Source organism: Glaciibacter sp. 2TAF33, assembly GCF_052114945.1.
Lineage (GTDB): Bacteria > Actinomycetota > Actinomycetes > Actinomycetales > Microbacteriaceae > Cryobacterium.
In genome coordinates this window covers 38,286-64,342 of record NZ_JBFRFS010000017.1, presented here as the reverse complement: position 1 = coordinate 64,342, position 26,057 = coordinate 38,286, and the positions used below count along the sequence as shown (strand labels likewise).

The 26,057-nt window shown below is 68.5% G+C and carries 22 protein-coding genes; 18 read left to right on the top strand and 4 right to left on the bottom strand.

Going from position 1 to position 26,057, the window contains the following annotated elements; translation table 11 throughout:
- The 3 genes from AB4Y94_RS16350 to def form a co-directional block, all read left to right on the top strand.
- Positions 1–804 (top strand): biotin/lipoyl-containing protein (locus tag AB4Y94_RS16350; protein WP_441729060.1); only part of this gene is annotated, 804 nt, incomplete at its 5' end.
- Positions 805–813: 9 nt separating this feature from the next.
- Positions 814–2,265, top strand: coding sequence for an AAA family ATPase (locus tag AB4Y94_RS16345; RefSeq protein ID WP_441729059.1), 1,452 nt, complete (start codon positions 814–816; stop codon positions 2,263–2,265).
- 101 nt (positions 2,266–2,366) lie between these two features.
- Positions 2,367–2,858, top strand: a complete 492-nt coding sequence (def, locus tag AB4Y94_RS16340) for a peptide deformylase (protein WP_441729058.1) — start codon at positions 2,367–2,369, stop codon at positions 2,856–2,858.
- Positions 2,859–2,886: 28 nt separating this feature from the next.
- Here the strand turns inward: def and AB4Y94_RS16335 are convergent, their stop codons facing one another.
- Positions 2,887–4,725, bottom strand: coding sequence for an AMP-dependent synthetase/ligase (locus AB4Y94_RS16335; protein ID WP_441729057.1), 1,839 nt, complete (start codon positions 4,723–4,725; stop codon positions 2,887–2,889).
- Between the two features lie 132 nt (positions 4,726–4,857).
- Between AB4Y94_RS16335 and AB4Y94_RS16330 the strand changes: the two genes are divergently transcribed.
- The 3 genes from AB4Y94_RS16330 (at position 4,858) to AB4Y94_RS16320 (ending at position 8,024) form a co-directional block, all read left to right on the top strand.
- On the top strand, positions 4,858–5,805 hold the full coding sequence (locus tag AB4Y94_RS16330) for an ROK family glucokinase (RefSeq protein WP_441729056.1): 948 nt from the start codon (positions 4,858–4,860) through the stop codon (positions 5,803–5,805).
- A 67-nt stretch (positions 5,806–5,872) separates the two neighbouring features.
- Positions 5,873–6,562: a lysophospholipid acyltransferase family protein gene (locus AB4Y94_RS16325; protein ID WP_441729055.1), complete on the top strand. Its 690-nt coding sequence runs from the start codon at positions 5,873–5,875 to the stop codon at positions 6,560–6,562.
- Positions 6,563–6,695: 133 nt separating this feature from the next.
- Complete coding sequence (locus AB4Y94_RS16320) at positions 6,696–8,024, top strand: class II 3-deoxy-7-phosphoheptulonate synthase (protein ID WP_441729054.1); 1,329 nt, start codon at positions 6,696–6,698, stop codon at positions 8,022–8,024.
- Between the two features lie 43 nt (positions 8,025–8,067).
- Here the strand turns inward: AB4Y94_RS16320 and pknB are convergent, their stop codons facing one another.
- A complete protein-coding gene (pknB, locus tag AB4Y94_RS16315; protein ID WP_441729053.1) occupies positions 8,068–9,996 on the bottom strand; it encodes a Stk1 family PASTA domain-containing Ser/Thr kinase in 1,929 nt (642 codons plus the stop codon).
- A gap of 85 nt (positions 9,997–10,081) precedes the next feature.
- Complete coding sequence (locus AB4Y94_RS16310) at positions 10,082–11,410, bottom strand: LysM peptidoglycan-binding domain-containing protein (protein WP_441729052.1); 1,329 nt, start codon at positions 11,408–11,410, stop codon at positions 10,082–10,084.
- A gap of 227 nt (positions 11,411–11,637) precedes the next feature.
- Here AB4Y94_RS16310 and AB4Y94_RS16305 point away from each other — a divergent pair, with 227 nt between their 5' ends.
- Complete coding sequence (locus AB4Y94_RS16305; RefSeq protein WP_441729051.1) at positions 11,638–11,979, top strand: Rv2175c family DNA-binding protein; 342 nt, start codon at positions 11,638–11,640, stop codon at positions 11,977–11,979.
- A 114-nt stretch (positions 11,980–12,093) separates the two neighbouring features.
- On the opposite strand, the gene AB4Y94_RS16300 is transcribed toward AB4Y94_RS16305, so the two are convergent.
- Positions 12,094–13,182 carry a polyprenyl synthetase family protein gene (locus AB4Y94_RS16300; protein WP_441729050.1) on the bottom strand — a complete coding sequence of 363 codons (1,089 nt, stop codon included), beginning with the start codon at positions 13,180–13,182 and terminating at the stop codon, positions 12,094–12,096.
- A gap of 75 nt (positions 13,183–13,257) precedes the next feature.
- On the opposite strand from AB4Y94_RS16300, the gene AB4Y94_RS16295 reads away from it, so the two are divergent.
- From AB4Y94_RS16295 to AB4Y94_RS16245, 11 genes are all read left to right on the top strand, one after another.
- Positions 13,258–13,650, top strand: a complete 393-nt coding sequence (locus tag AB4Y94_RS16295; RefSeq protein WP_441729049.1) for a DUF3040 domain-containing protein — start codon at positions 13,258–13,260, stop codon at positions 13,648–13,650.
- Positions 13,651–14,007: 357 nt separating this feature from the next.
- Complete coding sequence (gene mraZ / locus AB4Y94_RS16290; protein ID WP_441729064.1) at positions 14,008–14,439, top strand: division/cell wall cluster transcriptional repressor MraZ; 432 nt, start codon at positions 14,008–14,010, stop codon at positions 14,437–14,439.
- Positions 14,440–14,537: 98 nt separating this feature from the next.
- Entirely contained in the window at positions 14,538–15,524 is a 987-nt protein-coding gene (rsmH, locus tag AB4Y94_RS16285; protein ID WP_441729048.1) for a 16S rRNA (cytosine(1402)-N(4))-methyltransferase RsmH, read from the top strand.
- Positions 15,521–16,168, top strand: a complete 648-nt coding sequence (locus AB4Y94_RS16280; protein ID WP_441729047.1) for a hypothetical protein — start codon at positions 15,521–15,523, stop codon at positions 16,166–16,168. The genes rsmH and AB4Y94_RS16280 overlap by 4 nt, the downstream gene beginning before the upstream one ends.
- Before the next feature lie 42 nt (positions 16,169–16,210).
- The gene (locus AB4Y94_RS16275; RefSeq protein WP_441729045.1) at positions 16,211–18,019 is read left to right on the top strand and encodes a peptidoglycan D,D-transpeptidase FtsI family protein; all 1,809 of its coding nucleotides are present in this window, start codon (positions 16,211–16,213) and stop codon (positions 18,017–18,019) included.
- A gap of 10 nt (positions 18,020–18,029) precedes the next feature.
- Positions 18,030–19,574, top strand: a complete 1,545-nt coding sequence (locus AB4Y94_RS16270) for a Mur ligase family protein (RefSeq protein ID WP_441729044.1) — start codon at positions 18,030–18,032, stop codon at positions 19,572–19,574.
- Complete coding sequence (locus tag AB4Y94_RS16265) at positions 19,574–21,013, top strand: UDP-N-acetylmuramoyl-tripeptide--D-alanyl-D-alanine ligase (protein ID WP_441729063.1); 1,440 nt, start codon at positions 19,574–19,576, stop codon at positions 21,011–21,013. Before AB4Y94_RS16270 ends, AB4Y94_RS16265 begins: the two co-directional genes overlap by 1 nt.
- On the top strand, positions 21,010–22,107 hold the full coding sequence (mraY, locus tag AB4Y94_RS16260) for a phospho-N-acetylmuramoyl-pentapeptide-transferase (RefSeq protein ID WP_441729043.1): 1,098 nt from the start codon (positions 21,010–21,012) through the stop codon (positions 22,105–22,107). The genes AB4Y94_RS16265 and mraY overlap by 4 nt, the downstream gene beginning before the upstream one ends.
- Positions 22,086–23,675 carry a UDP-N-acetylmuramoyl-L-alanine--D-glutamate ligase gene (gene murD / locus AB4Y94_RS16255; RefSeq protein ID WP_441729042.1) on the top strand — a complete coding sequence of 530 codons (1,590 nt, stop codon included), beginning with the start codon at positions 22,086–22,088 and terminating at the stop codon, positions 23,673–23,675. The genes mraY and murD overlap by 22 nt, the downstream gene beginning before the upstream one ends.
- Positions 23,641–24,948 carry a putative lipid II flippase FtsW gene (gene ftsW, locus AB4Y94_RS16250; RefSeq protein ID WP_441729041.1) on the top strand — a complete coding sequence of 436 codons (1,308 nt, stop codon included), beginning with the start codon at positions 23,641–23,643 and terminating at the stop codon, positions 24,946–24,948. Before murD ends, ftsW begins: the two co-directional genes overlap by 35 nt.
- A complete protein-coding gene (locus AB4Y94_RS16245; protein WP_441729040.1) occupies positions 24,945–26,018 on the top strand; it encodes a UDP-N-acetylglucosamine--N-acetylmuramyl-(pentapeptide) pyrophosphoryl-undecaprenol N-acetylglucosamine transferase in 1,074 nt (357 codons plus the stop codon). Before ftsW ends, AB4Y94_RS16245 begins: the two co-directional genes overlap by 4 nt.
- The last annotated feature ends 39 nt before the right edge of the window (positions 26,019–26,057 follow it).

Genomic DNA, 26,057 nt, shown 5'->3' with positions numbered 1-26,057 from the left:
GTGCCGAAAGTCACCCCGTCCTCGAAAGTCGTCGGCGACCTGGCCCTGTACCTGGCCGCGGTGAACGCCGACCCGGCGGACTTCGAGGCGAACCCGGACAAGTACGACGTCCCGGACTCGGTGGTCGGGTTCATGGCCGGTGAGCTCGGCGACCTCCCCGGCGGCTGGCCGGAACCGTTCCGCAGCAAGGTCCTCGCCGGCCGCACCATCAAGATCGGCGTCACCGAGATCACCGACACCGAACGCACCGCGTTGAACGGCGACAGCCCCACCCGGCGGCAGATGCTCAACCAGCTGTTGTTCCCGGCGCCGACCCGCCAGTTCGAACAGATCCGGGAACTGTTCGGCGACCTCTCCGTCGTCGACACCGTCGACTACCTCTACGGCCTGAACCAGGGCGGCGAACACGTCGTCGAGATCGACAAGGGCGTGCGCCTCTACGTCGGCCTCGAAGCCATCGGCGAGGCCGACGACAAGGGCATGCGCACCGTGATGACCATCCTCAACGGGCAACTCCGCCCCGTGTTCGTCCGCGACCGGTCGATCGCCGTGCAGACCAAAGCCGCCGAGAAAGCGGATGCGAACCGGCCCGGCCAGATCGCCGCCCCGTTCTCCGGCGTCGTCACCCTGCAGGTCGACGACGGCGACCAGGTCGAAGCCGGCCAGGCCGTCGCCTCCATCGAGGCCATGAAAATGGAAGCCGCGATCACCACCCCCATCGCCGGCACCATCGAACGCGTCGCCATCCCCAAGACCCAACAGGTCGACGCCGGCGACCTGCTCGTGGTGGTACGTCCACGGTAGGCTGACGTCGTGCCAGACAAACGCCCGTACCCGGAAAAACCCAGTGGGCCCGAAGCCGGTGCAGACGACTACGGCCAGTCTGCCGCCGACCACGGTGCAGAACCCGGCGACGAATACAACAGTGAGCTGCCTCCGCACACCTTCGAGAACCTGGCGTCCGCGTTACCGGAGAGCCTGAGCATCCCGGTCGGGGTGCCGGGTGCGCATCGTCGTGCGCTGGAGCCGGAACCCGCGGGGCCCGAGTCAGCCCGCCCGAACCACGGTGTGCCGGAGCGTCGCGTCACAGCCCGGGCCACCCCGGAACGCGGCGTGCCGGACCGCACCGTCACACCGTCGGTGGCCCCGCCCCGCTCAGAGCCGACCACCCACACCATCGAGATCGACACCTCGGCCATCAGCCGCGGCGAACGGGGCGGGACCGGTTCGTCCGACCACCGTTCCGACCACGCCGGCAGCGTCGACACCGTTGCCGCGCAATCCCGCCGCGACCGCGCGCGGGCACACGCCGCGGGCGAGCCCGAGTCGGCCTCGATGCTCACCTCGGACCGGCTGCTCGAGGTCAACCGCAAGACCCGCCGGCCGCCGCACGGCACCTGGAACCGGTTCGTGTACAACGCCACCCTGCACCTGGTGAACCTCGGCGACTCGGCCAAGGTGCGCGCGCACATCGCAATGGACGAACGCATCCAGAAGGAGTTCGAGGGCGGTACCCGGTTCGTGCCGGTCCTCACCCGCAAGGGCGGTGTCGGCAAGACCACCGTCACCACCCTCCTCGGCATGGCCCTCGCCGATGCCCGCGAAGACCGCATCATCGCCGTCGACGCCAACCCCGACCGTGGCACCCTCTCCGAGCGGGTCGCGAAGCAGACCCGGTCAACGGTGCGGGACGTCGTGACCAAAGCCGCCTCCATCGGCGGGTTCACCGACTTCTCCGCCCTGGTCTCCCGGGACGAGACCCGGCTCGACATCCTCGCCTCCGACAGCGACCCGATGCTCTCCGAGGCGTTCGACGAGAACGACTACAACGTCGTCGCCGACCTCGCATCCCGGTTCTACTCCATCGTGCTCACCGACTGCGGCACCGGCATTGTGCACTCCGTCATGCGAGCCACCCTGCAGCGCGCGGATTCGATCGTGATCGTCTCCGGCGGCAGTGTCGACGAAGCCAGGCTCGCCTCGGAGACCCTGACCTGGCTGGAGGCCAACGGCTACGGCGAACTGGTGCGGAACGCCATCGTCGCACTCAACACGGCCACCCAGGGCACCAACCTGGTCAAGCTCGAGGAGATCGAGTCGCACTTCCGCTCCCGGGTTCGTGAGATCGTGCGCATCCCGTACGACCCGCAGCTTGCCGCGGGCAGCGTCGTCACCTGGCGGGACCTCCGGCCGATCACCCGGCTGGCCGCACGAACCCTGGCTGCCCTCGTCGTCGAGGGACTGCCCGCCGACCGTACCGCCTAGCCGCCCGGTCCCCGGCCCCCGCGGAACCACCCGACCGGCCGGACCCGCGACCTGCGCGCACCACACCGAACGCATCCGCTATCAGAAATGGGGAGACCACAGTGCCCGAACGCCCGATCCGACTCTTCGGCGACCCGGTCCTGAAGACCGTCTCCGACCCGATCGTATCCATCGACGACCGGGTGCGCGGACTCGTCAATGACCTGCTCGACAGCGTGCTGCTGCCGGGGCGCGCCGGTGTCGCGGCCGCGCAGATCGGGGTCAACCTGCGGGCATTCAGCTACAACGTCGACGGCGATGTCGGCTACATCCTGAACCCAGAGATCGTCGAGCTGTCCGGGGAGCCGGAGCTCGTCGACGAGGGCTGCCTGTCGGTACCGGGCCTCTGGTACCCGACCAGCCGGTATCCGTTCGCCCGCGTCACCGGCATCGACCTCGACGGCAACGCCGTCGAACTCTCCGGGACCGGGTTGATGGCGCAGGCGCTCCAGCACGAGACCGACCACCTCAACGGGCTGCTCTACCTGGACCGGCTCGACAAGGAGAACCGCCGGGCCGCGATGAAGGAACTCCGCGAGTCGGACTGGTTCTAGCGCTCCGGCCCAGGGGCGCTGGCACCCCCTACTTCGTGCGCGGGACGGCGATGCCCTCAGTGGTGGGCGCCCCGGCGTACATTCCCTCGACCACGTCGGCGAAGTCCCGCATGATGATGTTGCGTTTGATGCTCATCTTCGGCGTCAGGTGACCGGTGGCCTCGGTGAGCTCGCTCGGCAGCACCACGAACTTGCGAATCGACTCCGCCCGTGACACCCGGTCGTTGGCGTGGTCAACGGCCCGCTGCACTTCGGCGAGCACCGTCGGGTTGACGGATGCCTCGGCCAGCGACATGCCCGCGTCTTCGTTGTTGTTGTTCAGCCACACCGGCAGCATGTCGGGGTCGAGGGTGATCAGGGCGCCGATGAACGGCTTCTGGTCGCCGACCACGATGACCTGGCCGATCAGCGGGTTGGCCCGGATCGGGTCCTCCAGGGCAGCGGGGGCGACGTTCTTGCCGCCGGCCGTCACGATGATCTCCTTCTTACGGCCGGTGATGGTGAGGAAACCGTCCGCGTCGAAATCGCCGATGTCGCCGGTCTTGAACCAGCCATCGTCGAAGGCGTCAGCGGTGGCCTCGGGGTTCTGCCAGTACCCGGTGAAGATGTTGACGCCCTTGAGTTCCACCTCGCCATCGTCCATCACGCGCATCGACACCCCCGGCAGGGGCGGCCCGACGGTGCCGATCTTCGCCTTGTCGGCCAGGTTCACCGTGGCCGGTGCGGTGGATTCGGTGAGGCCGTAGCCCTCGAGGATCACAATGCCGAGGCTGTGGAAGAAGTGGCCCAGGTGTGCGCCGAGCGGAGCCGAACCGGAGACGGCGAACTTCACGTTGCCGCCCATCGCCGCGCGCAGCTTGCTGTAGACGAGCCGGTCGAACAGGGCGAACTTCACCTTGTCGAACAGGGAGATCGGCGTGCCGTCCTGCAGGGCCCGCGAGTGCGACACCGCGATCTCGGCCGCCGCGCGGAAGATCTTGCCCTTGCCGCCGGCTTCGGCCTTCTGCTCGGCCGAGTTGTAGACCTTCTCGAACACGCGGGGAACGGCCAGCAGGAAAGTGGGCTTGAAGCTTCCGAGCGACGGGAGCAACTGCCTGGTGTCGGCCTGGTGGCCGACCCGCACACCGGCGTGCACACAGAGCACCGCGATGAAGCGGGCGAAGATGTGGGCGGTGGTGATGAAGAGGAGGGTGGATGCGCCCTGCTCGTCGCTGAGTACCTCTTTCAGGGCGACCGCGGCGTTACGGCTGGTCTCCAGGAAGTTGGAGTGGGTGAGCACACAGCCCTTGGGCTTGCCGGTGGACCCGGACGTGTAGATCAAGGTGGCCATGTCGGCCCCGACGGCCAGGGTCCGGCGGCGCTCGATCTCGGCATCCGTGACACCGATGCCGGCGGCGGCCAGTTTGTCGAGGTCGCCGAGCTCGATCTGCCAGACATCATCTATATTCGAGAGTTCGGGGTGCACCTCGTCGAACCGGGAGAAATGGTCGGAGGTTTCCACGATCAACGACGTCGCGCCGGAATCGCCGAGGATCCACTGGATCTGGCTGGGGGAACTGGTCTCATAGACCGGCACCAGGATCGCGCCGGCGTACCAGACGGCGAAGTCGATCAGCGTCCATTCGTAGCGGGTCTTGCAGATCAGGCCGATCTTGTCGCCCGGCTCGATTCCGGCGGCCACCAGCCCCTTGGCCAGCGCCACCACCCGGGCGTGGAATTCCGCGGTGGTGACCGGCGTCCAGCCGCCACCACTGGGAAGTGAGAACAACACCAGCTCCGGCGTGGCGCGGAAACGGTCCTCCAGAAGGTCGGAGACGTTGGACTGCGGGTCTGCGGGCACAACAGCGGGCATATCGAACTGTTTCACGGCAACTCCTTCGGCACCGAGCGGGCGTTTTCGCCCTGCGGCAAACTGGTTTACTACACTCTAGGGGGTGCCGCAGGGCGCCCGTCCGACACTCCCCACCTGGGCGTGAAGCCCCGACGAAAGGCGCCCGCCGTGCATGCCATCGGAATCGACATCGGCGGCACCAAGATCGCCGGTGCCCTCGTCGACGAGTTCGGAACCATCATCCGCTCCGACCGCCAGCCGAGCCCGGCCGGAGACCCCCGCGAGATCGAAGACGTCGTCGTCGCCATGATCAACGGGTTGGCTGCGGGAGAAGAGGTCTGCGCTGCCGGCGTGGCTGCGGCCGGGTTCATCGACTCGGCCCAATCGACCGTCTACTACGCCCCCAACATCAACTGGCGCAACGAACCGTTCCGCGACGCGCTCGAGGCCAGGCTCGACCTGCCGGTCATCATCGAGAACGACGCCAACGCCGCCGGCTGGGCCGAGTTCCGCTACGGCGCCGGCCGGCTGTACAGCGACATGGTGACGCTGACCATCGGCACCGGCGTCGGCGGAGCCATCGTGGCCGGCGACAAGCTGTTCCGCGGCGGCTTCGGCGCCGCCGCCGAACTCGGCCACCTGCGACTCGTCCCCGACGGGCTGCCCTGCGGCTGCGGAGCCCGCGGGTGCATCGAGCAGTACGGCTCCGGGCGCGCGTTGCTCCGTATCGCCAATGACTTCGCGGATGCCGGCGGAATCGGCCTCGGACTCGCAGCGGCCAGGCAGCGCAGGGGCAAACTCACCGGCAAGGACGTCGGCCGCCTGATCGAGGAGCACGACGGCGGGGCGCTGGCCGCCCTCCGCCAGCTCGGGAACTCGCTGGGCCAGGCCTGCGCCAGCCTGGGCGCGGTCCTAGACCCGCAGATCTTCGTGATCGGCGGGGGAGTGTCGGCCGCCGGAAACCTGCTCCTTGATCCGATCCGCGTCGCCTACCTCGAGCACCTCCCGGCTCGCGGCTACCACCCCGAGCCCGAGTTCGCGGTCGCCGAGCTGGTCAACGACGCCGGCGTGGTCGGCGCGGCCGACCTGGCCAGGCTCCACGCCGCCGGCGCGTAAGCGGCGGATCTGCGCGGTCGTGCGTGAGCGCCCGACTAGGCTGATCAGCAAGCGAGAGGAGACGGCGATGTTCTACTGGTTCATGAAGAACGTCGTGGTCGGTCCGCTGCTGCTCGGAATCTTCCGGCCCTGGGTGATCGGGTTGGAGAACATCCCGAAGGAAGGCGGCGTGATCCTCGCCAGCAACCACCTCTCCTTCATCGACTCGATCTTCCTGCCCCTCGTGGTGCCGCGCCGGGTCGCCTTCCTGGCCAAGAGCGAGTACTTCACCGGCACCGGCCTCAAGGGCTGGGCGACCAAACAGTTCTTCAAGGCCACCGGCCAGCTGCCGATCGACCGTTCCGGCGGCAAGGCCTCCGAGGACTCGCTCAACACCGGCCTCCGCGTCCTCGGCGAACAGCACGTGCTCGGCATCTACCCGGAGGGCACCCGCAGCCCCGACGCGAAGCTGTATCGCGGCCGCACCGGTGTCGCCAGGATGGTGCTCGAATCCGGTGTGCCGATCGTCCCGGTCGCGATGATCGACACCGAGAAGGCCATGCCCACCGGCACCCGCATCCCGAAAGTGCGCCGCGTCGGCATCGTCATCGGAAAGCCCCTTGACTTCAGCCGCTTCGACGGAATGGAAGGCGACCGCTTCGTGCTGCGCTCGGTGACGGACGAGTTGATGTACGAACTGCAGCGGCTCAGCCACCAGGAATACGTGGACGTGTATGCCACCAGCGTGAAAGAAAAGCGCGCAACCCTTTCGCGATAAGCTGCCAGAGTCCCCCCGCGCCGAGCCTCGGATATTCGTGTGCCGCGCAGCCGCATGCTCAGTGCCATCAAGAGAAAACAGGAACAGCCCAGTGGTAGACCCCACCGAACCAGTTGTAACAGCGGATGACTCGGTGATTGCTGGTCTGGACTATTGGCGCACGCTGCCCGTCAAGCAGCAGCCGACCTGGCCAGACGCCGACGCCGTGGCCGCGGCATCCGCTGAACTGGCGACGATGCCGCCGCTGGTGTTCGCCGGCGAGGTCGACATCCTCCGCACCCGGCTCGCCGAGGCCGCACGCGGCGAGGCGTTCCTGCTGCAGGGCGGTGACTGCGCCGAGACGTTCGCCGGCGCCACCGCCGACCAGATCCGCAACCGGGTCAAGACGGTGCTCCAGATGGCGGTCGTGCTGACCTACGGTGCCTCGATGCCCGTGGTCAAGATGGGCCGGATGGCCGGCCAGTTCGCCAAGCCGCGCTCGAGCGACTTCGAGACCCGCGGCGACGTGACGCTGCCCGCCTACCGCGGCGACATCGTGAACGGCTACGACTTCACCCCCGAGTCCCGCGAGGCCGACCCGGCCCGCCTGGTCAAGGGGTACCACACTGCCGCCTCAACGCTGAACCTGATCCGGGCGTTCACCCAGGGCGGGTTCGCCGACCTCCGCCAGGTGCACAGCTGGAACCAGGGCTTCGCCGCCAACCCGGCGAACCAGCGCTACGAAGGCCTGGCCAAGGAGATCGACCGGGCGATCAAGTTCATGATCGCCTGCGGCGCCGACTTCGACGCGATGAAGCGCACCGAGTTCTACACCAGCCACGAGGGCCTGCTGATGGACTACGAGCGCCCGATGACGCGAATCGACTCCCGCACCGGGACGCCGTACAACACGTCGGCGCACTTCATCTGGATCGGCGAACGCACCCGCGACCTGGACGGCGCCCACGTCGACTTCCTCTCCCGGGTGCGAAACCCGATCGGCGTCAAGCTCGGCCCGACGACCACCCCGGACGACATGATGCGACTGGTCGACACCCTCGACCCGCACCGCGAACCCGGCCGCCTCACCTTCATCACCCGGATGGGCGCCGGCAAGATCCGGGACGCCCTGCCACCGCTGCTCGAGGTGATCAAGGACAGCGACGCGACCCCGCTCTGGGTCACCGACCCGATGCACGGCAACGGCATGACAACGCCCACCGGGTACAAGACGCGTCGTTTCGACGACGTCGTGGACGAGGTCAAGGGCTTCTTTGAGGCGCACCGCGCCGTCGGGACGCACCCGGGCGGCATCCACGTCGAACTGACCGGCGACGACGTCACCGAGTGCCTGGGCGGCTCGGAGCACATCGACGAGGCCAGCCTGGCCACCCGGTACGAGTCGCTCTGCGACCCGCGCCTGAACCACATGCAGTCGCTGGAGCTCGCGTTCCTGGTTGCTGAGGAGCTCGCGGTCCGCTGACCGCGGCCCGCTTGTGGGCCGCGACGGAGGCGGCGCCGCCCGGTCAGAACTGCGGGGTGAGGGTGATGGTCGCGCCCTTGGGCACCGTCTGGCCGGCAGCAGGGTCGGTGGACTGAACCTTGAGGACGGGCGCGATCGCATCCGCTCCTGGGTTGTACTTGAGCTTGAAGCCGAGGTCGAGAAGTTTCTGCTTGCCGTCGTTCCAGTTCATCCCGACGACATTGGGGACCACGACCGGCTCCGGCCCCCGCGAGATGGAGAGCACCATGGTGTCGCCCTCGCGCACGGGGCCGTCCTTCGCCGGGGACGCGGAGATCACGTCGCCTTCCGGAACCGTGTCGTTGTAGCTGCTCTCGCCGGCCTGCACCACGAGGTGTTTGTCGCCGAGGATGGTGGTCGCGTCGTCCACCGTCTTGCCCGACACGTCCGGGATGGCGCCGAGGGAGACGACGAGGTTCACGTTCAGGCCGACGAAGGAGGGGCCGCCGGCCGAAACATCGGTGCCGTCGGTCTCCAGCGACGCGGCGACCACGGTGCCGGCGTCCACGGTGTCGGTGAATTGGGCATCCGTCGTGCCGACGGCGGCGCCGAGGTCGGTGATCGCCTTCGTGGCAGCGTCCTGGCTGAGGCCGGCGAGCGGGGGGAGCGTGATCGGTTGCCGGCCCTGGGAGACGTTCACGGTGACCACGCTGCCCTTGGCCACCCGTGCCCCCGCGCCGGGGTGGGTGCTGGTGACCAGGCCCGCTTCGATCGTGCTGCTGTACTCCGTGCCGAGCGTGGTCTTCAGCCCGAGCTCGGCGAGCTGGGCCGTTGCCGCGTCGGGTGAGGCGGATGCCAGCTGCGGCACTGCCACCTGGGAGCCGGGCCCGGCGCCGAAGTACCAGCCGGTGCCGCCGGCCAGGCCGGCCAGCAGGATGACCAGCGCGAACAGCCAGTAGCCGCGGCGCTTGCGTTTCTGCGCCTTGGTGGCGAGCGCGCTCGTGCTGGTGGACACCAGCGGCTCTCCGGTGGCGACCATGGCCAGCGGCCCGGCACCGAGGACCTGGGTCTCAGCGTCGGCGACCATCGAGTTCACGGCACCGGGCATGACCATGGTCTGCTGCATGGTGGTGGAACTGGGAACCATCGGCCGCACAATGTGCTCGACATCCAGCAGCTGGTCCAACATCACCCGCGCGTCACGCGGGCGCTGCTCCGGATCGCGGGCGGTGGCCCACAGCACGAGATCATCGAGTTCCCGAGGGGTCGACGAGACGCGGGTGCTCGGCATCGGTACCGTGTCGTTGGCATGCTGGTAGGCGATCTGCATCGGCGCTTCACCCACGTACGGCTGCTCGCCGGTGAGCATCTCGTAGGTCATGATGCCGAGCGCGTAGATGTCGCTCCTGGCGTCCGCCACACCCCGGGTGACGAGCTCGGGGGAGAGGTACGCGATCGTCCCGAGGAGGGCCTGGCCGGTGGCGGTGTTATTGCTCGCCGCGCGGGCCAGGCCGAAGTCACCGAGCTTGATGCGGCCGTCGTCGGCCAGCAAGACGTTCTCCGGCTTGAGGTCGCGGTGCACGATACCGGCCTTGTGCGCGGCGGCCAGCCCGCTGAGCACCGCCTCGAGGATGTCGATGGTCTGCTCCGGCGTGAGCTTGCCGTAGTCCTTCAGCAGGTCACGGAGCGTGATGCCGGGGAGGTACTCCATGACCAGGTACGCCATGTCGGCGTCCTGGCCCTGGTCGAAGACGTTCACGACGTTCGGATGGGCAAGTCGCGCAGCGGAACGGGCCTCCTGCACGAAACGGCTTTTGAAGGTGTTGTCGTCGGCCAGGTGGCCGTGCATGATCTTGATCGCGACGCGCCGTTCGAGGCGCAGGTCGGTGGCCAGGTAGACGGTGGCCATCCCGCCGCGCGCGATTCGCGAGCGCACCTGATATCGGCCGTCGATGAGACGGCCGATCATCGGGTCTGACGGCGTATCGGTCACCTGTCTACTCTAAGGAAGCGGACGGCAAACAAACCGCTAACACCCCGTACGGCGGCGGGATGTTACCGACCTTTAACCTGGGGCGTCAGCCGAGCTCCGCGAGCCAGGCGCGCGCGGGCGCCTCCCACTTGGCGTAGAAGTCCGGGTACGCCGAGATCTGCACGGCCTGCGCGGCCTGCGTCACGGTCATCGACTCCCAGCCCGGAATGTCGAGGAGGCCGCGGGTGACACCCCGATTGGGGTTGCCGGCCCCGCCGAAGAACGCCCGGCTGGCCCGTGCCGGGTCAAGGACCTGCTCCGGGGCGCCCCAGCCGGCGCTCGGCCGCTGCTGGAACAGGCCCAGCGAATCGCGGTCACCGTACTGCACGTTGCGGAGCCCCGATTCCTGGGCGGCCGCGGCCAGGGCGATGACCAGCCCGTAGTCGTTGACCCCGGCGGCGCGGCCGGTGGAAACGATGATCGACGCGTTGGCCCGCATCTCGTCGGTGAGCACGGTCGGCACAATCGGCGTGACGTAGCTGGCCAGCACCGGCGCGGGGACCGGCACCGGCGCGTCCGGTGGCATCCGGAGTACCTGGCCCGGGTAGATGATGCTGGACCAGCCGAGGCCGTTCGCCTCGAGGACGGCCTGCACGGAGACCCCGGCGGCTGCGGCGACGCCGCTGATGGTGTCACCGCTGGCAATGGTGTGGGTGGCCGCGGCGGGGGCTGCGGGAGCCGGTGCCGCGGCGACGGGAGCGGCGGCGGGCGCCCAGGCGTGGGCATCCGGAATCACGATGGCCTGTCCGGGGAAGATGATGCTGGTGCGGTCGAGCCCGTTCGCGGCCAGCACGGCGGAGGCCGGCAGCCCGTGGGCGGCGGCGATTCCGCTGATGGTGTCACCGGAGACGACGGTGTGCCGCGTGAGCTCGGCTGCCACCGGTGTGGGCGCGGGCGCCGCAACCAGGGGAGCCGCCTGGGTGCTCAGTGTCAGCACCTGGCCCGGGAAGATCAGCGCCGACCAGCCGAGGCCGTTCAGGGCGAGCACGGATGCCGTCGACAGGCCGAACCGGCCGGCGATGCCGCTGACGGTGTCGCCATCGACCACGGTGTACTGCGCGGGTGCGATCTCGGTCGCGGCGGTGGCGGCCGCCAGGCCCTTCGTGAGTGCCTGGCCGGGGAGGCTGTCCTTCGGCTTGGGCTGGCGCTTCTGCAGGGAGTCGGCATGGGCGGGCGCGGCCAGGTTCAGCGTCATCGCGATGGTGCTGGCGAACACGATCGGCATCGTGCCGAACAGCAGGCGGCGGCGCTTGCCCGTGCGGGGAGCCGAGTGTTTCGGTTCGTCGCTCCGGCGGGCCGGTGGGACGACATCCGCTGCCGCCGTTGCGTGTGCGGCCTGCTCGGTGTCGAGCGGAAGTGAGACGTAAGACGGCATGAGACCTCCCGTCGGGTACGTGTGCCAACCCCCACGCTGACACAGAAATATAGAGGAGTCAACCAATGTGGCCAATGGGGCTGGTGGGGTTCTAGTCGATCTGTTGGACACATGGTTGCCCCGGTGCCCCGACCCGCGCCCGCTGTGCGGCGGCCGTGGCACCGGCTGTGGAGTCGGCGGGCGGCCGGAGGGCGACACGGCGCTGCCGGTCATGGCAGACTTGACCCGTGACGGACGCGTTCGAAGAGCATCAGTGGCTGACCATCCCCGACCTGGTTGAACGACTCGGCATCACACAGGGCCGGGTGCGCAGGTTGATCGAGGACCGGCACCTGCTGGCCGTTCGCCGCAACGGCGTGCTCCAGGTGCCCGAGATCTTCCTGGACAGTGAAGGACCTCTCAGCGACCTCCGGGGCACGCTGTTCGTCCTCGCCGACGACGGGTTCACCGACGACCTGGCGATGGAATGGCTGCTCGAGACGGACGACAGCCTGGGTGTCGCACCGATCACGGCGCTGCGCGCCGGCCGCAAGGCCGAGGTGCGCCGGGTCGCCCAGGCGCTCGCCTGACTCCTCCCCCCTTTGCGTGAACCCTAAGCCCTCGCCTTGGCCCGCGAGAACGCACTTGTTGGGCCTAAACGAGCCTGATAACCCCAACAAGTGCGGGTTCGGCGAGAAGGGGCGCTAGAAGTCGCGGCGCGTCACCTTCTCGGTGAGGGCGGCAAGCTCTTGTTTGGCGCCCGCGTCCATTGGCGCGTCCCGGAGCGCGGCCATCGCCTCGCGCACGTGTCCGGTGATGAGTTCCTCGGTGCGCTCGACCGCGCCGCTGCCCGCGATCACGTCCTGCAGCGCGCTGATCTGGGACGCGGTGAGCGCGGGATCGCCGAGCTCGCCGTCGAGCCGCGCCCGGGCGCGCGCATCGAGCGCGCGCCGCGCAAGCGCGACCAGGACGGTGCGTTTGCCCTCCCGAAGGTCGTCACCGCTGGGCTTGCCGGTGACCTCGCTGTCGCCGAAGACGCCGAGCAGGTCGTCCCTGAGCTGGTAGGCGATCCCGAGCGGCAGGCCGAACGCCCCGAGCGCGGCCAGCTGCTCGTCGGTGCCGCCGGCCAGGGCGGCGCCGATCTGCAGCGGTGCCTGCACGCTGTACTTGGCGGACTTGAAGGTGATCACACGCATCGCCCGGTCCTGCAGCTCCGCCTCCGGCTGCACCAGCCAGGCCTGCTCCTCGAGGATGTCGAGGTACTGCCCGGCGGTGACCTCGGTGCGCATCCGGTTGAACTCGTCGCGCGCCCGGCGTGCCGCATCCCGGTCGGCGACCAGCTCGAGCCCCTCATCGAGCAGCTCATCGCTCCAGCCCAGCATGAGGTCACCGAGCAGCGTGGCGGCCGCGCGGCCGTACCCCTCATCGCTGCCCGCCCATCCGCTCTGCCGGTGCATGCCCTCGAACAATTTGTGAGCGGATGCGGCCCCCCGGCGGGTGTCCGAATTGTCGATGATGTCGTCGTGCACCAGCGCGGCAGCGTGGAAGACTTCGAGCGCCCCGGCGGCGCTGATCGTGGCGGCCAGGGCACCCTCAGAGAGCGGGCCGACGCTGGTGGCGCCCCAGTAACAGAACGTGGCCCTGAATCGCTTGCCAGCGCTGAGAAATTGCCGTGAGAAGTCCGCCAGTGGAGCCAGATCAGGGCTAACTGAGACCAGAATTGGTTGACGGGCCACTAGGAATTCGTTGATGCGAGATTGAACCAGGTCGACCACGCGATTGCTTTCAGCCACGTGCCTAGCCTAGCTACCGCAGCTGGACTAGAATTGGGAGCTAACCCGCTCGATCCCGTCATTGGAGGGAATGAGATGCCGCTTTCGGAACAGGAGCAGCGACTCCTTGAAGAGATGGAGCGCAGCCTCTATCACAACGATGCCGATTTTGTGGCGACCGTCGGGGCATCGAGGCTGCGACCGAACTATCGCTCGATCGCCGTGGGTGTGTTGATGGCGGTGGCAGGAATCGCGGCATTGATTGCCGGCGTCGCCATCCAGCAGTTGTGGCTCGGCATCCTTGGTTTCGTCGTGATGTTCGGGGGAGTGCTCGTCGCGATCACGCCGTCGAAGGCCGTTCGTCGCTCGGCGGCAGCATCGGCCGGTCGGATGCCGAGGCAGGGCCGTGCGTCCTCGGCCGCGTCCGGACAGGGGTTCATGGACCGTCTGAACGAGCGCTGGGACCGTCGCCAGGACGGGCAGCGCTGATCCACCAGCGCTGGTCCACCAGCGCTGGTCCACCGGCGTGGCCGCACGCGGCGCCGCCGGGTCCGGATGCCGTCATTGCCGGGGCATCCACGTCTCCCCACCATCACCCACCAGAGAGCCGGCTGGCGCGTCGCCTGAGGGCGCCCCACCAGCAACCAGGGCCGATCATCCCGATCGGCCCTTTTTTGCGCCCCCGGCTAGGCCCTCCTGCTCCATTTCCCTCCACCGGCTACATGCCTTACGTAGAGCGGAATCCTGCGCCCCATTCGGGCGGATTTGGCATCCGCTAGAGACTTTGTGGTACGGAGTGGAGTAAAGTGGAGCGACACCTGACCTGGCCGGATGAAAGGGGTGATGATGTTCCTCGGGACCTATGCCCCCAAGCTCGACGAAAAAGGGCGAATCATCCTTCCGGCGAAGTTCAGGGACGAACTCTCCACCGGCGTCGTCATGACCCGTGGCCAGGAACACTGCATCTACGTGTTCAGCACTCGCGAGTTCGAGGACCTGCACGACAAGATCCGCCAGGCCCCGGTCACCAGCAAGCAGGCCAGGGACTACCTGCGCGTCTTCCTCTCCGGCGCCAGTTCCGAGACGCCCGACAAGCAGAACCGGGTGACCATCCCGGCCAACCTTCGCAGCTACGCAGGACTCGACCGTGAACTCACCGTGATCGGAGCGGGCAGCCGCGTCGAGATCTGGGACAGCGAAGCCTGGGAGACCTACCTGACCGAGCAGGAAGCCTCGTTCGCCAACACCACGGAGGAGGTGATCCCGGGACTCTTCTGATCCTGGCGCCTGACTCCCAGCCGTTCACTCCTGACACACTTCCCCGGTGGCAGGCAAGAACGGATGGGGATCAGGCTCCAGGGCCGTCCCGGCACTACATGGCCATCAACGACATCCACACCCCGGTCCTGCTTGAGCGGTGTATCGAGTTGCTCGCCCCGGCGCTCGAGGCGCCCGGAGCGGTGCTCGTCGACGCGACCCTCGGCATGGCCGGGCACGCCGAGGCGTTCCTCCAGCGTTTCCCCGAACTGGTGCTGGTGGGACTCGATCGAGACCTCGAGGCCCTCGCCATCGCCGAAGAGCGGCTGAAGCCGTTCCACGGCCGGGTGCAGCTGGTTCACACCGTCTACGACGGCATCGACCGGGCCGTGGCCGACCTCGGCATCAACGAGGTCCAGGGCGTCTTGTTCGACCTCGGCGTCTCGTCTCTGCAACTCGACCGGGTGGAACGCGGTTTCTCCTACTCGAAGGATGCGCCGCTCGACATGCGCATGGACCACACGTCCGCGGAAACCGCCGAACACATCCTCGCCACATACAGCGAGCACGATCTTCGCCGCATCTTCCAGGACTACGGCGAAGAGAAGCTCGCCTCCCGCTACGCCAGGGCGATCGTCGCTGCCCGCGAACACACGCCGTTCGTGCGCTCCGCGCAGCTGGTGGAGGTCATCACCGCCGCGACCCCGGTCGCGATCCAACGCACCGGTCACCCCGCCAAGCGCGTGTTCCAGGCGTTGCGCATCGAAGTCAACCAGGAACTCGCCGTACTCGAGCGGGCCGTTCCCGCTGCCCTCGATGTGATCGCCGTCGGCGGTCGCATCGTGTCAATGGCGTACCAGTCGCTCGAAGACCGCATCGTGAAGCGGGCCCTGGCCTCCGTCTCAAGCTCCAGCGCCCCCGCCGGGCTTCCGGTGGAACTGCCGGAGCACAAGCCGCTGTTCAAGCTGCTGATCCGGGGCGCCGAACTCGCCTCGGACGAGGAGAAGGCACGCAACCCGCGGGCGACACCGGTGCGGCTCCGTGCTGCTGAGCGGCTCCGCCGCCCAGGGAAGCCCACGTCAGACAACCCGAGGAGGGCCGCATGAGCGACAACCTGGCACGCGTGATGAGGCCGGATCTCGACAGGCTCGATCACCGGAGCGCCGATCACCGGAGCGCCGATCACCGGAGCGCCGATCACCGGACCGAGCGCCGGCACATCGAGATCGTCTCCACTCGCACCCAGCGTCGGGCCAGGCCGCGAACCGTCTATGCCCTCGGCGCGGTCGCCGGGATGGCGGCCATCGTCGTCGCCCAGCTGCTGCTGAGCGTGGGCATCTCCCAGGGCGCCTACGAGATCTCCAGCCTCCAGTCGGCCAAGGTCGAACTGGGCCGCACCGCCGAGGGTGTGAGCGAGGACCTGGTGCGCGCCTCCTCGCCCCAGAACCTGGCCGCCAACGCCGAAGCGCTGGGCATGGTGGCAAACGCGAATCCGGTCTACCTCCGCCTCTCCGACGGAGCGGTGCTCGGTGCGCCGGCCTCAGCACCCGGCGCACCGCCCGCCGCCGAGCTGGTACCCAACGCCCTGCTGGCCGGCGTGCCCCTGGTCACGGACCTGAAACCTGCGGGTGCCCAGGGCACCGGCGTGGCCGCGCCCCGGAAGGCCGACTCTTCGGTAGCTTCGCCGGTAGCGGCGACGCCCGTCGCGCCGACGGCCAGTAACGGTCTGCCGACGCCCACCACCCGCTAGAACAACGCGTCACAGCGGCCACCGCCGCAGTAAGGAACACCGGTGCACCAGAACGGCCAGGCGAAACCGCGCAGGAACGGCAGTAGCGCCTCCGGCAGGCGCCGCACCGCCGCCAGCATCGTCGTTCTCTTCGTGATCATCGCCGTGTTCGTGGTGAAACTCGTCGACATCCAGGTGGTGCGCGCCGACACGCTGAACGCGGAGTCACTCGGCAACCGCTCGGTCGAAGACCCGGTATACGGCTCCCGCGGCGACATCCTCGCCGCCGACGGCACCGTGCTCGCCGGGGCCGTCATGCGCTACCACGTGACCCTGTCGCCCAAGAACGCCAAGGGCTTCACCCGAACCACGGCAGACGGCAAGAAATCGAAAGTGACCCTCGCCCAGGCTGCCGCCGAAATCGGCGCCGTCACCGGCCAGACCGGCGACGGGATCCTGGGCATCATCTCGAAGGCCCTCGCCGACAACCCCGACTCCGACTTTGCCTACGTGGTCAAGGGCGTCGGCGTCGACGTGTATCGCGCCCTCGACAAACTGGACATCCCCTGGCTCTATTTCAAGAAGAGCCCCAGCCGGGTCTACCCCAACGGGGCAGTCGCCGGTAACCTGATCGGCTTCGTCTCCTCATCCGGGGAGGCGCAGGCCGGCCTTGAACTCGGCCAGGACTCCTGCCTGGCCGGCACCAACGGCACCGAGACCTACGAAAAAGGCGGCGACGGAATTCCGATCCCCGGCTCGAGCGTCGTGACCAAACAGGCCAGTGACGGCGGCGACGTGCTCAGTACGATCGACTCCGACCTGCAGTGGTACGCGCAGCAGACCCTCGCTGCCCAGGCCCAGTCGACCGGGGCAGCCTGGGGAACCGCCGTGGTGCAGGAAGTGAAGACCGGCAAGCTCGTCGCAGTCGCCGACTACCCGAGCGTCGACCCGAACAATGTCAACGGCACCGACCCGGAGAACCGGGGCTCGCGCGCGTTCACCGCCTCGTTCGAACCGGGATCGAACTTCAAGGCGCTCACCGCGGCATCCGTCGTGGACGCCGGCAAGGCGAACCCGGGAAGCGAGGTCGTCGCCCCCTACCGCTACCTTCCCGACAACGGCGCGAACATCAACGACAGCACCCAGCACCCCGACCTCAACCTCACCCTCACCGGCGTGCTGATCGAGTCCTCGAACACCGGCATGTCGAAATTCGGCGAGCGGCTGAGCGACCATGAACGTTACGACTACATGACCAAGTTCGGCATCGGATCGGAGTCGGAAGTGGGATTCCCCTCCGAGGACTCCGGCATCCTGCACCCGTGGGAGGACTGGGACCCGCAGACCAAATACGCCACCATGTTCGGGCAGGGCCTGACCGCCACGGCGATCCAGATGGCGAGCGTCTACCAGACCATCGCCAACAGCGGGGTGCGGCTGCCGGTGCAACTGGTCGAAGGATGCCGGCAGGCCGACGGCACCGAAACGCACCAGCCGGTGGCGGCAGGCCGGCAGGTCATCTCCGCCGCCGCGGCACGCTCAACGGCCGACATGCTGGAGAACGTGTACGCCAACGCGTGGCTGGCCGACAAGTGGAAGATTCCGGGATACCGGGTCGCCTCGAAGACCTCGACGGCGCAGATGCCGGACGGCCACGGCGGATACTCGCACGGCTACCTGGTGTCCGTTTCCGGCTTCGCCCCCGCCGACGATCCGCAGTACGTCGTTTCGGTGAGCCTCGCGGATCCTGTTAACATGAATACGTCTGCCGCACCGGCTCCGGTCTTCCAAAAGGTCATGAGCCAGGTGTTGAAGAAGTACCGGGCAGTTCCATCAGGCAATCCCGCGCCTGTCCTCCCTGCCAACTGGTAAGAAAGCGATTGTGACCGATTTGGTGCCCTCGGCTCTTCGTCCTCAGCATCCGGTCCCTCGGTCGTTGTCAGGGCTTGTCGAAGAATTCAACCTTGAACTGCGTGGTGACATCGACGGCCTCGAAGTCACCGGTGTGAGCCTCAGTTCCCGTGCCATCCAGCCCGGCGACCTCTATGTCGGCGTACCCGGCCGCAACAGCCACGGCGCGGCCTACGCGGCCGCCGCGGCCGAAGCCGGAGCCGTGGCGCTGCTGACCGACGAGGCCGGTGCCGCAGCCGCAGCGGCCAGTGGCCTCCCGGTGCTCGTCACGCCCGACGCCCGTGCGGCGCTCGGCGCTGTCGCCGCCTGGATCTATCGCACCGACGAGAACCCCGCCACCCTGTTCGCCGTGACCGGCACCAACGGCAAGACCAGCGTGGTCTACCTGCTGTTCGCCATCCTCCGCCAGCTGGGTGTCGTGTCCGGGCTCACCTCGACCGCGGAACGCCGGATCGGCGACGTGGCCGTCACCAGCTCGCTGACCACCCCAGAGGCCAGCGAACTGCACGCGCTGCTCGCACGGATGCGGGAGGCCGAAGTCCGCGCGGTCGGCGTCGAGGTCTCCGCGCAGGCGTTGTCCCGGCACCGGGTCGACGGACTGGTCTTCGATATCGCCGGATTCACCAACCTCAGCCACGACCACCTCGACGACTACGCCGACATGGACGAGTACTTCCAGTCCAAGCTCGAGCTGTTCCAGCCCGACCGCAGCCGCCGGGGCGTGATCACCGTCGACTCCGACTGGGGACGCCGGATGGTCGACGAGTGCCGGATCCCGGTCACCACCCTGACCACCCGCCGGGACGGCGACGCCGACTGGCGTATGACGGTGCTGGCCGAAAAGGCCGAGTACACCGAATTCCTGCTCTCCGGGCCTGACAACCGCTCGCTCACCACCCGGGTGCCGCTGCTCGGCTGGTTCATGGCCGCCAACGCCGCGCTGGCGATCGTGATGCTGGTCGAGTCCGGCTACGACCTGGACGCGATCGCACACACGCTCGACCGTGACGGCGGCATCGACGCGTACATCCCTGGCCGAGCCGAGCGCATCTCCGGTGACCGCGGTCCGCTGGTCTACATCGACTACGGCCACAGCCCCGACGCGTTCCTCAACACCCTGGCCGCCATCCGCAGCATCACCGACGGCCGAGTGATCATGGTCTTCGGCGCCGACGGCGACCGCGACGCCACCAAGCGCTCCGACATGGGCGCCATCGCCGCCCGTGGCGCCGACGTGCTCGTGGTCACCGACTTCCACCCGCGCTTCGAAGACCCGGCCCGGATTCGTGCCACCCTGCTGGCGGCCGCCCGCGAAGCCGTGCCCGGCGGCGAGTTCCACGAGGTCGCAGACCCGCGCACCGCCTTCCGCACCGCGTTGTCTCTGGCCGGTGAGGGCGACGTCATCCTCTACGCCGGCCCCGGCCACGAGGACTACCACGAAGTCGCCGGCGTGAAGATTCCCTACTCCGCGCGGGACGACTCCCGCCAGGCCCTCCACGAAGCCGGATGGCTGTGATGATAGCGCTGACCCTCTCCGAAATCGCCACCGCCGTCGGCGGAACGCTGCGCCTGGATGGACCGGAAACCGGCGGCGGCCGGCTCACCGCCGAGTCCCTCGTCGACGGCGCCGTGCACACCGATTCCCGGGATGTGAAGCCCGGCGACATCTTCGTCGCCAAGCCGGGCGAGTTCACCGACGGCCACCTCTACGCTCCGGTGGCAGCAGACCAGGGCGCGGCACTCCTCATCGTGGAACGGGAGCTCGACCTCCCGGTCGCCCAGATCGTGGTCGCCGACGCCGTCACCGCCCTCGGCGACCTCGCCACCGACGTCATCGCCCGGGTGCGTTCGCTCGGCCGGCTGAAGATCGTCGGAGTCACCGGGTCCAACGGCAAGACCACCACCAAGAACCTCCTCCGCGGAATCCTGGAACGGGTCGGTCCCACTGTCGCCGCCCGCGCTTCGTTCAACAACGAGGTCGGCGCGCCGCTGACCATGCTTGAAGTCACCGAGGACACCCGATTCCTGGTCGCCGAAATGGGCGCAAGCGCGGTCGGCGAGATCGCCCGCCTGGTGCGCATGGCCAAGCCCGACATCGGCATCGTGCTCAAGGTGGGCCTTGCCCACGCCGGGGAATTCGGCGGCATCGAAGCCACCGTGCGCGCCAAAACCGAAATGGTCACCGACCTGGAAGCCACGGATGTCGCGGTGCTGAACGCCGACGACCCCCGCGTAGCCGGGATGGCCGCGGCGACCGCGGCCCGGATCGTCTGGTTCGGCCAGGGCGACGCGCCGGACGGCGCTCCCGTGGTCCGGGGCACGGACGTGCGCTCCACCGCCCGCGGAACCACGTTCAGCCTCCATCTCGCCTCGGGGGAGAGCCGGCCCGTCACATTCCGGGTGCTCGGCGAACACCACGTGATGAACGCGCTGGCCGCGGCGGCCACGGCCGAACAACTCGGGGTGCCCATCGACGACATCGTCTCGGCGCTGCAGGCCGTGCGGGTGGCCGAACGCTGGCGGATGGAGGTCATGGGCGGCCGTGACGACATCACCGTCATCAACGACGCGTACAACGCCAGCCCGGATTCGATGACCGCGGCACTCAAAACCCTCGCCCAGATCCGCGAACCCGGACAGCGCACCATCGCGGTGCTGGGCGAGATGAGCGAACTCGGCGAGCTCTCCGGTGAAGAACACGACCGGATCGGGTTGCTTGTGGTGCGGCTCAACATCTCCCAGCTGGTGGTGGTGGGCCAGGGCGCCCGCCGGATGTACATCAGTGCCATCCGCGAGGGCTCCTGGGACGGCGAGGCGACGATCGTCGACACGCCGGACGACGCCCTCGAACTGCTCCAGTCCGCCGTCAAACCGGGGGACACGCTGCTGGTGAAGTCGTCCAATTCCGCCGGCTTACGATTCCTCGGCGACCGGCTGGGAGAATTGTTCTCGTGAGAGCACTCCTGATCGCCGGCGCAATGTCGCTCGCCTTTACGCTCTTTTTAACCCCGCTGTTCATCAGGCTGTTCAAGAAGCTCGGCTGGGGACAGTTCATCCGTGACGACGGGCCCAAGAGCCACCACTCCAAGCGCGGGACCGCCACGATGGGCGGCATCATCATCATCCTCGGCGCTGTGATCAGCTATTTCAGCGCCATGTGGATCGCAGGGGAGCACATCCCCGCGTCGCCGCTGCTGGTGCTGTTCATGATGGTCGGGCTCGGTTTTGTCGGCTTCATCGACGACTTCCTGAAGACCCGGAACCAGCGCAGCCTCGGCCTCGGCGGCTGGGCCAAGGTGGGCGGCCAGGTGGTCGTTTCCGCGGCCTTTGCCGTGTTGTCGATCCAGTTCCCCAACACCCACGGCCAGACTCCTGCGACCACCAGCGTGTCGCTGCTGCGCGACCTGCCGATCGACTTCCTGAAGCTCGGCACCTACATCGGCATCGCCGTCTTCATCATCTGGATCTGCCTGATCGTCACCGCCACCTCCAACGGTGTGAACGTGGCAGACGGGCTCGACGGGCTCGCCACCGGGGCGTCGATCCTCGCCATCGGGTCGTTCATCGTGATCGGGTTCTGGCAGTCCAACCAGTCCTGTGTCAACGGCGCCGACGTCGCCGACCTGTACAAGTGCTACGACGTGCGCGACCCGCTGGACCTGGCCATCGTTGCGGCGGCCATTGTCGGCGGCCTGATCGGCTTTCTCTGGTGGAACACCTCGCCGGCCAAGATCTTCCTCGGTGACACCGGTTCCCTCGGCATCGGCGGCGCCCTGGCGGCCCTGGCGATCCTCAGCCACACCGAACTGCTGCTAGTCCTGATCGGCGGCCTGTTCGTGATCGAAGCCGGCTCCGTGATCGTGCAACGCGCCTACTTCAAGGTGACCCGGGGCAAGCGGATCTTCCTGATGAGCCCCATCCACCACCACTTCGAACTCAAGGGCTGGGCCGAGGTGACAGTGGTGGTGCGCTTCTGGATCATCGGCGGCCTGCTGGTCGCCGCCGGCGTCGGCACCTTCTACCTGGAATGGCTGACCAGAACACCATGAGCCGGCTCGACACCCTCACCAGCTGGCACGCCGACTGGGCCACCCTCCGCGTCGCGGTGCTCGGGCTCGGCGTCACCGGGTTCGCGGCCGCCGACACCCTGGCCGAACTCGGCGCCGACGTGCTCGTCGTCGCCCCGGCGCCGGCGGCCGGTTCCGCGGCGTCAGAACGCGCATCCCTGCTCCCCGTGATCGGCGCCCGGCTGCTGCAGGCGGACCTCGATCCGGCCCGCGGCGCGCCCCACCCGGCCACCGCGGCACCGGCCGAGCTGGCCGCCCACCACCCCGAGCTGATCATCGTGTCGCCCGGCTTCCACCCGGACCACCCGCTCCTCGCCTGGGCGGCATCGCAGTCGATCCCGGTCTGGGGCGACATCGAGCTGGCCTGGCGCCTGCGCGACAAGGTCGTGCGCGCCGACGGAACGCCCGCCGAGTGGATCCTGGTCACCGGCACCAACGGCAAGACCACCACGGTGCAGCTCACCGCGACGCTGCTCGCCGCCGCCGGACACCGGGTCGCCCCGTGCGGCAACATCGGCATCCCGGTTCTGGACGCCATCCGTGACCCGCAGGGCTGGGACGCCCTGGTGGTCGAACTCTCCAGCTACCAGTTGCACCACCTGAAGCGCACCGGTCCCGGCGCCCTGGTGCCATGGTCGAGCGTCTGCCTCAACCTGGCCGACGACCACATCGACTGGCACGGCTCGGCCGAGGCCTACCGCGACGCCAAAGCCACCGTCTACGCCAACACCAAGGTCGCCTGCGTCTACAACAAAGCGGATGCCGCAACCTCGGCGATGGTGCAGGACGCCGACGTCCAGGACGGCGCCCGTGCCATCGGCTTCGGCCTCGGCGTTCCCGGCCCCAGCGACTTCGGCATCGTCGACGGAATCCTGTGCGACCGGGCGTTCCTGGCGGAGCGCCGCGACCACGCCATCGAATTGACCACGGTGGCCGAGCTGGTCGACCGCGGCCTCGCCGCGCCCCACATCCTGGCCAACATCCTCGCCGCGTCGGCCCTGGCGCGCTCCTTCGGGGTGGAAGCCGGCGTGATCCGGGCCGCCCTGGAGACGTTCGCACTCGACGCGCACCGGATCCAGGTGGTCGGCAGGAGCGCGGACATCCGCTGGATCGACGATTCCAAAGCCACCAACCCGCACGCGGCCGACGCGTCGTTGAAGGCCTTCGACTCTGTGGTGTGGCTCGTCGGGGGCCTGCTGAAAGGCGTCGACATCGACGGCCTCGTCGCCAGCCACGTGAGCCGGCTGCGCGGCGCGATCATTATCGGCGTCGACCGGGCCGCAGTGCGGGAGGCATTCGCGCGACACGCGCCCGCGTTGCCGGTCTTCGAGATCGATGCGGATGACACTGAACAGGTAATGCCGAACGCGGTCAGGCTGGCCGCCGGGCTGGCCGAGGCGGGCGACACGGTTTTGCTCGCCCCCGCGGCGGCATCAATGGACCAGTTCACCGACTACGCCGAGCGCGGCCGGTTGTTCGCGGAAGCAGTTCGAGACTATTTGGGAGGTGGGGCGGGTGACCACGAATCCGCCTCGGATCAGGACTCCTAGGCCGGTCGCCGGAGAGCACGGGCCGCGCGAGTCGCAGGCGCCACGTCCGTCCGAAACCGGCGACGCGGTTTCCCACGGCGCCGGCGCAGCGGCCCGGATCTCACTCGGACGGGTGTTCAAGGCCGAATCGGCCAACTACTTCCTCCTCCTCGGCACCACCCTGTTCCTCGTGGTCTTCGGCCTGGTGATGGTGCTGTCCTCGTCATCGGTCGACTCGTACCTGGAGAACGCCGGCTTCTTCGGCGGCATCCTCCGCCAGGGCGTCTTCGCGCTGGTCGGGATTCCGCTGATGCTCGTGGTCAGCCGGTTCCCGCTGAAGTTCTGGCAACGCATCGCCTGGCCGGCCCTGATCGGCTCCTGCTTCCTGCAGTGCCTGGTGATCTTCACCCCGCTCGGCATCGAGGTGGCCGGCAACACCAACTGGCTCTCGATCGGCGGTGTCCAGTTCCAGCCCTCCGAGCTGATCAAGATGGCGCTCGTGATCTGGCTCGGCATGATCCTCTCGCTCAAGCGGGACCGGCTCGACGACTGGCGCCACGTGCTGATCCCGGTGTTCGGGGTGGGCGGCGGCGCGGTGATGCTGGTGATGATCGGCGGTGACCTCGGCACGGTGATGATCATGGCCGGCATCCTGTTCGGCGCGCTGTTCTTCGCCGGTGTGAAATTGCGGATGCTGGCGCTCCCGCTCGTCATCGGCGGTGTCGGCGCACTGGTGGTCGCGTTGTCCAGCTCGAACCGGCTCACCCGCATCATGAGCTTCCTGGGCACCGGGTGCGACGAGATCAGCGGCACCATCTCCGCGGCCTGCTGGCAGCCGCTGCACGGAACCTGGGCGCTGGCGAACGGCGGCGTATTCGGGGTGGGACTCGGCAACTCGAAGGCCAAATGGTCCTGGCTCCCCGCCGCCGACAACGACTACATCTTCGCCATCATCGGCGAAGAACTCGGCCTGATCGGTGCCATCGTCGTGCTGTGCATGTTCATCCTGCTGGCCTTCGCGTTCATCCGCGTCATGCGCTCCACCGGCAACCTCCAGGTGCGGGTCTCCACGGCGACAGTGATGGTCTGGGTCATCGGCCAGGCCCTGGTCAACATCGGGGTGGTGCTCGGGGTGTTCCCGGTCCTCGGGGTCCCGCTCCCACTGATCTCCGCCGGCGGCACCGCCCTGCTCAGCACCTTGATCGCCATCGGTATCGTCCTCTCGTTCACCCGCGGCAGCCGGCCCGGCGTCGATTCCGGCCAGCGTGCTGACACCGGGGCAGCGGCCCGATGACCACCTATCTCCTGGCCGGCGGCGGCACCGCCGGGCACGTCAATCCGCTGCTGGCCGTCGCGGACTACCTGACCGAGCACGATCCGGATGCCACGGTGCTGGTCCTCGGCACCGCTGAGGGTCTGGAGGCCCGTCTGGTCCCCGCCCGCGGGTACGAGCTGCTGGTCATCCCGCGGGTCCCGTTCCCGCGCCGCCCGAACCGGCAGGCGCTGGCCTTCCTGCCGCTGATGCGGCAGGCCATCGCCCGCACCCGCGCCATCATCCGGGACCGCGGGGTCGACGTGGTCGTCGGTTTCGGCGGGTATGTCGCCACACCCGCCTATATCGCCGCCTCCCGCGCCGGAATCCCGGTGGCCATCCATGAAGCCAACGCCCGGCCGGGCCTGGCCAACAAGCTCGGCGCCCGCGCCACCCGGCACGTCGGCGTCGCGTTCGACAAGACTCCGATCCGGCACGCCCATTTCGTCGGCATGCCGCTCCGCCGGGAGATCGAAGAACTCGACCGCCGCGCCGCCCGCCCGGTAGCCCTCGCCTTCTTCGGCCTCGACGCCGACCGGCCGACGCTGCTGGTCACCGGCGGGTCGCTCGGTGCGCGCCGGCTGAACAGCACGTTGGTGCAGTCCGCCGGCGCCCTGATCGACGCGGGCTGGCAGGTCCTGCACATCACCGGCGAGAAGTCGGAGGTCGCCGATCCGCGCCTGCCGCACTATGTCATGGTCGCGTACTGCGACCGGATGGACCTGGCCCTGGCCGCGGCCGACTTCGCCGTCGCCCGCGCGGGATCGGCCACCGTCAGCGAGTTCAGCGCCCTCGGCATCCCGGCGGTCTACGTGCCGTACCCGGTCGGCAACGGCGAGCAACGCTTCAACGCCGCCGATGTGGTGGCCGCTGGCGGTGGCGTCCTGGTCGACGACGCCGAGTTCCTGCCGGCCTGGGTCGCCGACGAACTGGTCCCGCTGCTGGCCGACGCCGCACGGGTGCAGCGGATGGCCGACGCCGCGGCATCCATCGGCGTGCTCGACGGCTCGGCCCGGATGGCCGGGCTCATCAGGCGAGCCGTGAACGCGTAACGTTGTTCCAGCATGCGTAGATCGACCGCACCGACACCA

What these genes read in the sequence shown, in the direction of transcription:
- AB4Y94_RS16325 (WP_441729055.1), top strand. Translation starts at nt 5,873, where the DNA reads ATGTTCTACTGGTTCATGAAGAACGTCGTGGTCGGTCCGCTGCTGCTC.
- AB4Y94_RS16310 (WP_441729052.1), bottom strand. Translation starts at nt 11,410, where the DNA reads ATGCCGTCTTACGTCTCACTTCCGCTCGACACCGAGCAGGCCGCACAC.
- AB4Y94_RS16295 (WP_441729049.1), top strand. Translation starts at nt 13,258, where the DNA reads ATGCCGCTTTCGGAACAGGAGCAGCGACTCCTTGAAGAGATGGAGCGC.
- mraZ (WP_441729064.1), top strand. Translation starts at nt 14,008, where the DNA reads ATGTTCCTCGGGACCTATGCCCCCAAGCTCGACGAAAAAGGGCGAATC.
- rsmH (WP_441729048.1), top strand. Translation starts at nt 14,538, where the DNA reads ATGGCCATCAACGACATCCACACCCCGGTCCTGCTTGAGCGGTGTATC.
- AB4Y94_RS16280 (WP_441729047.1), top strand. Translation starts at nt 15,521, where the DNA reads ATGAGCGACAACCTGGCACGCGTGATGAGGCCGGATCTCGACAGGCTC.
- AB4Y94_RS16265 (WP_441729063.1), top strand. Translation starts at nt 19,574, where the DNA reads ATGATAGCGCTGACCCTCTCCGAAATCGCCACCGCCGTCGGCGGAACG.
- murD (WP_441729042.1), top strand. Translation starts at nt 22,086, where the DNA reads ATGGCTGACCAGAACACCATGAGCCGGCTCGACACCCTCACCAGCTGG.
- AB4Y94_RS16245 (WP_441729040.1), top strand. Translation starts at nt 24,945, where the DNA reads ATGACCACCTATCTCCTGGCCGGCGGCGGCACCGCCGGGCACGTCAAT.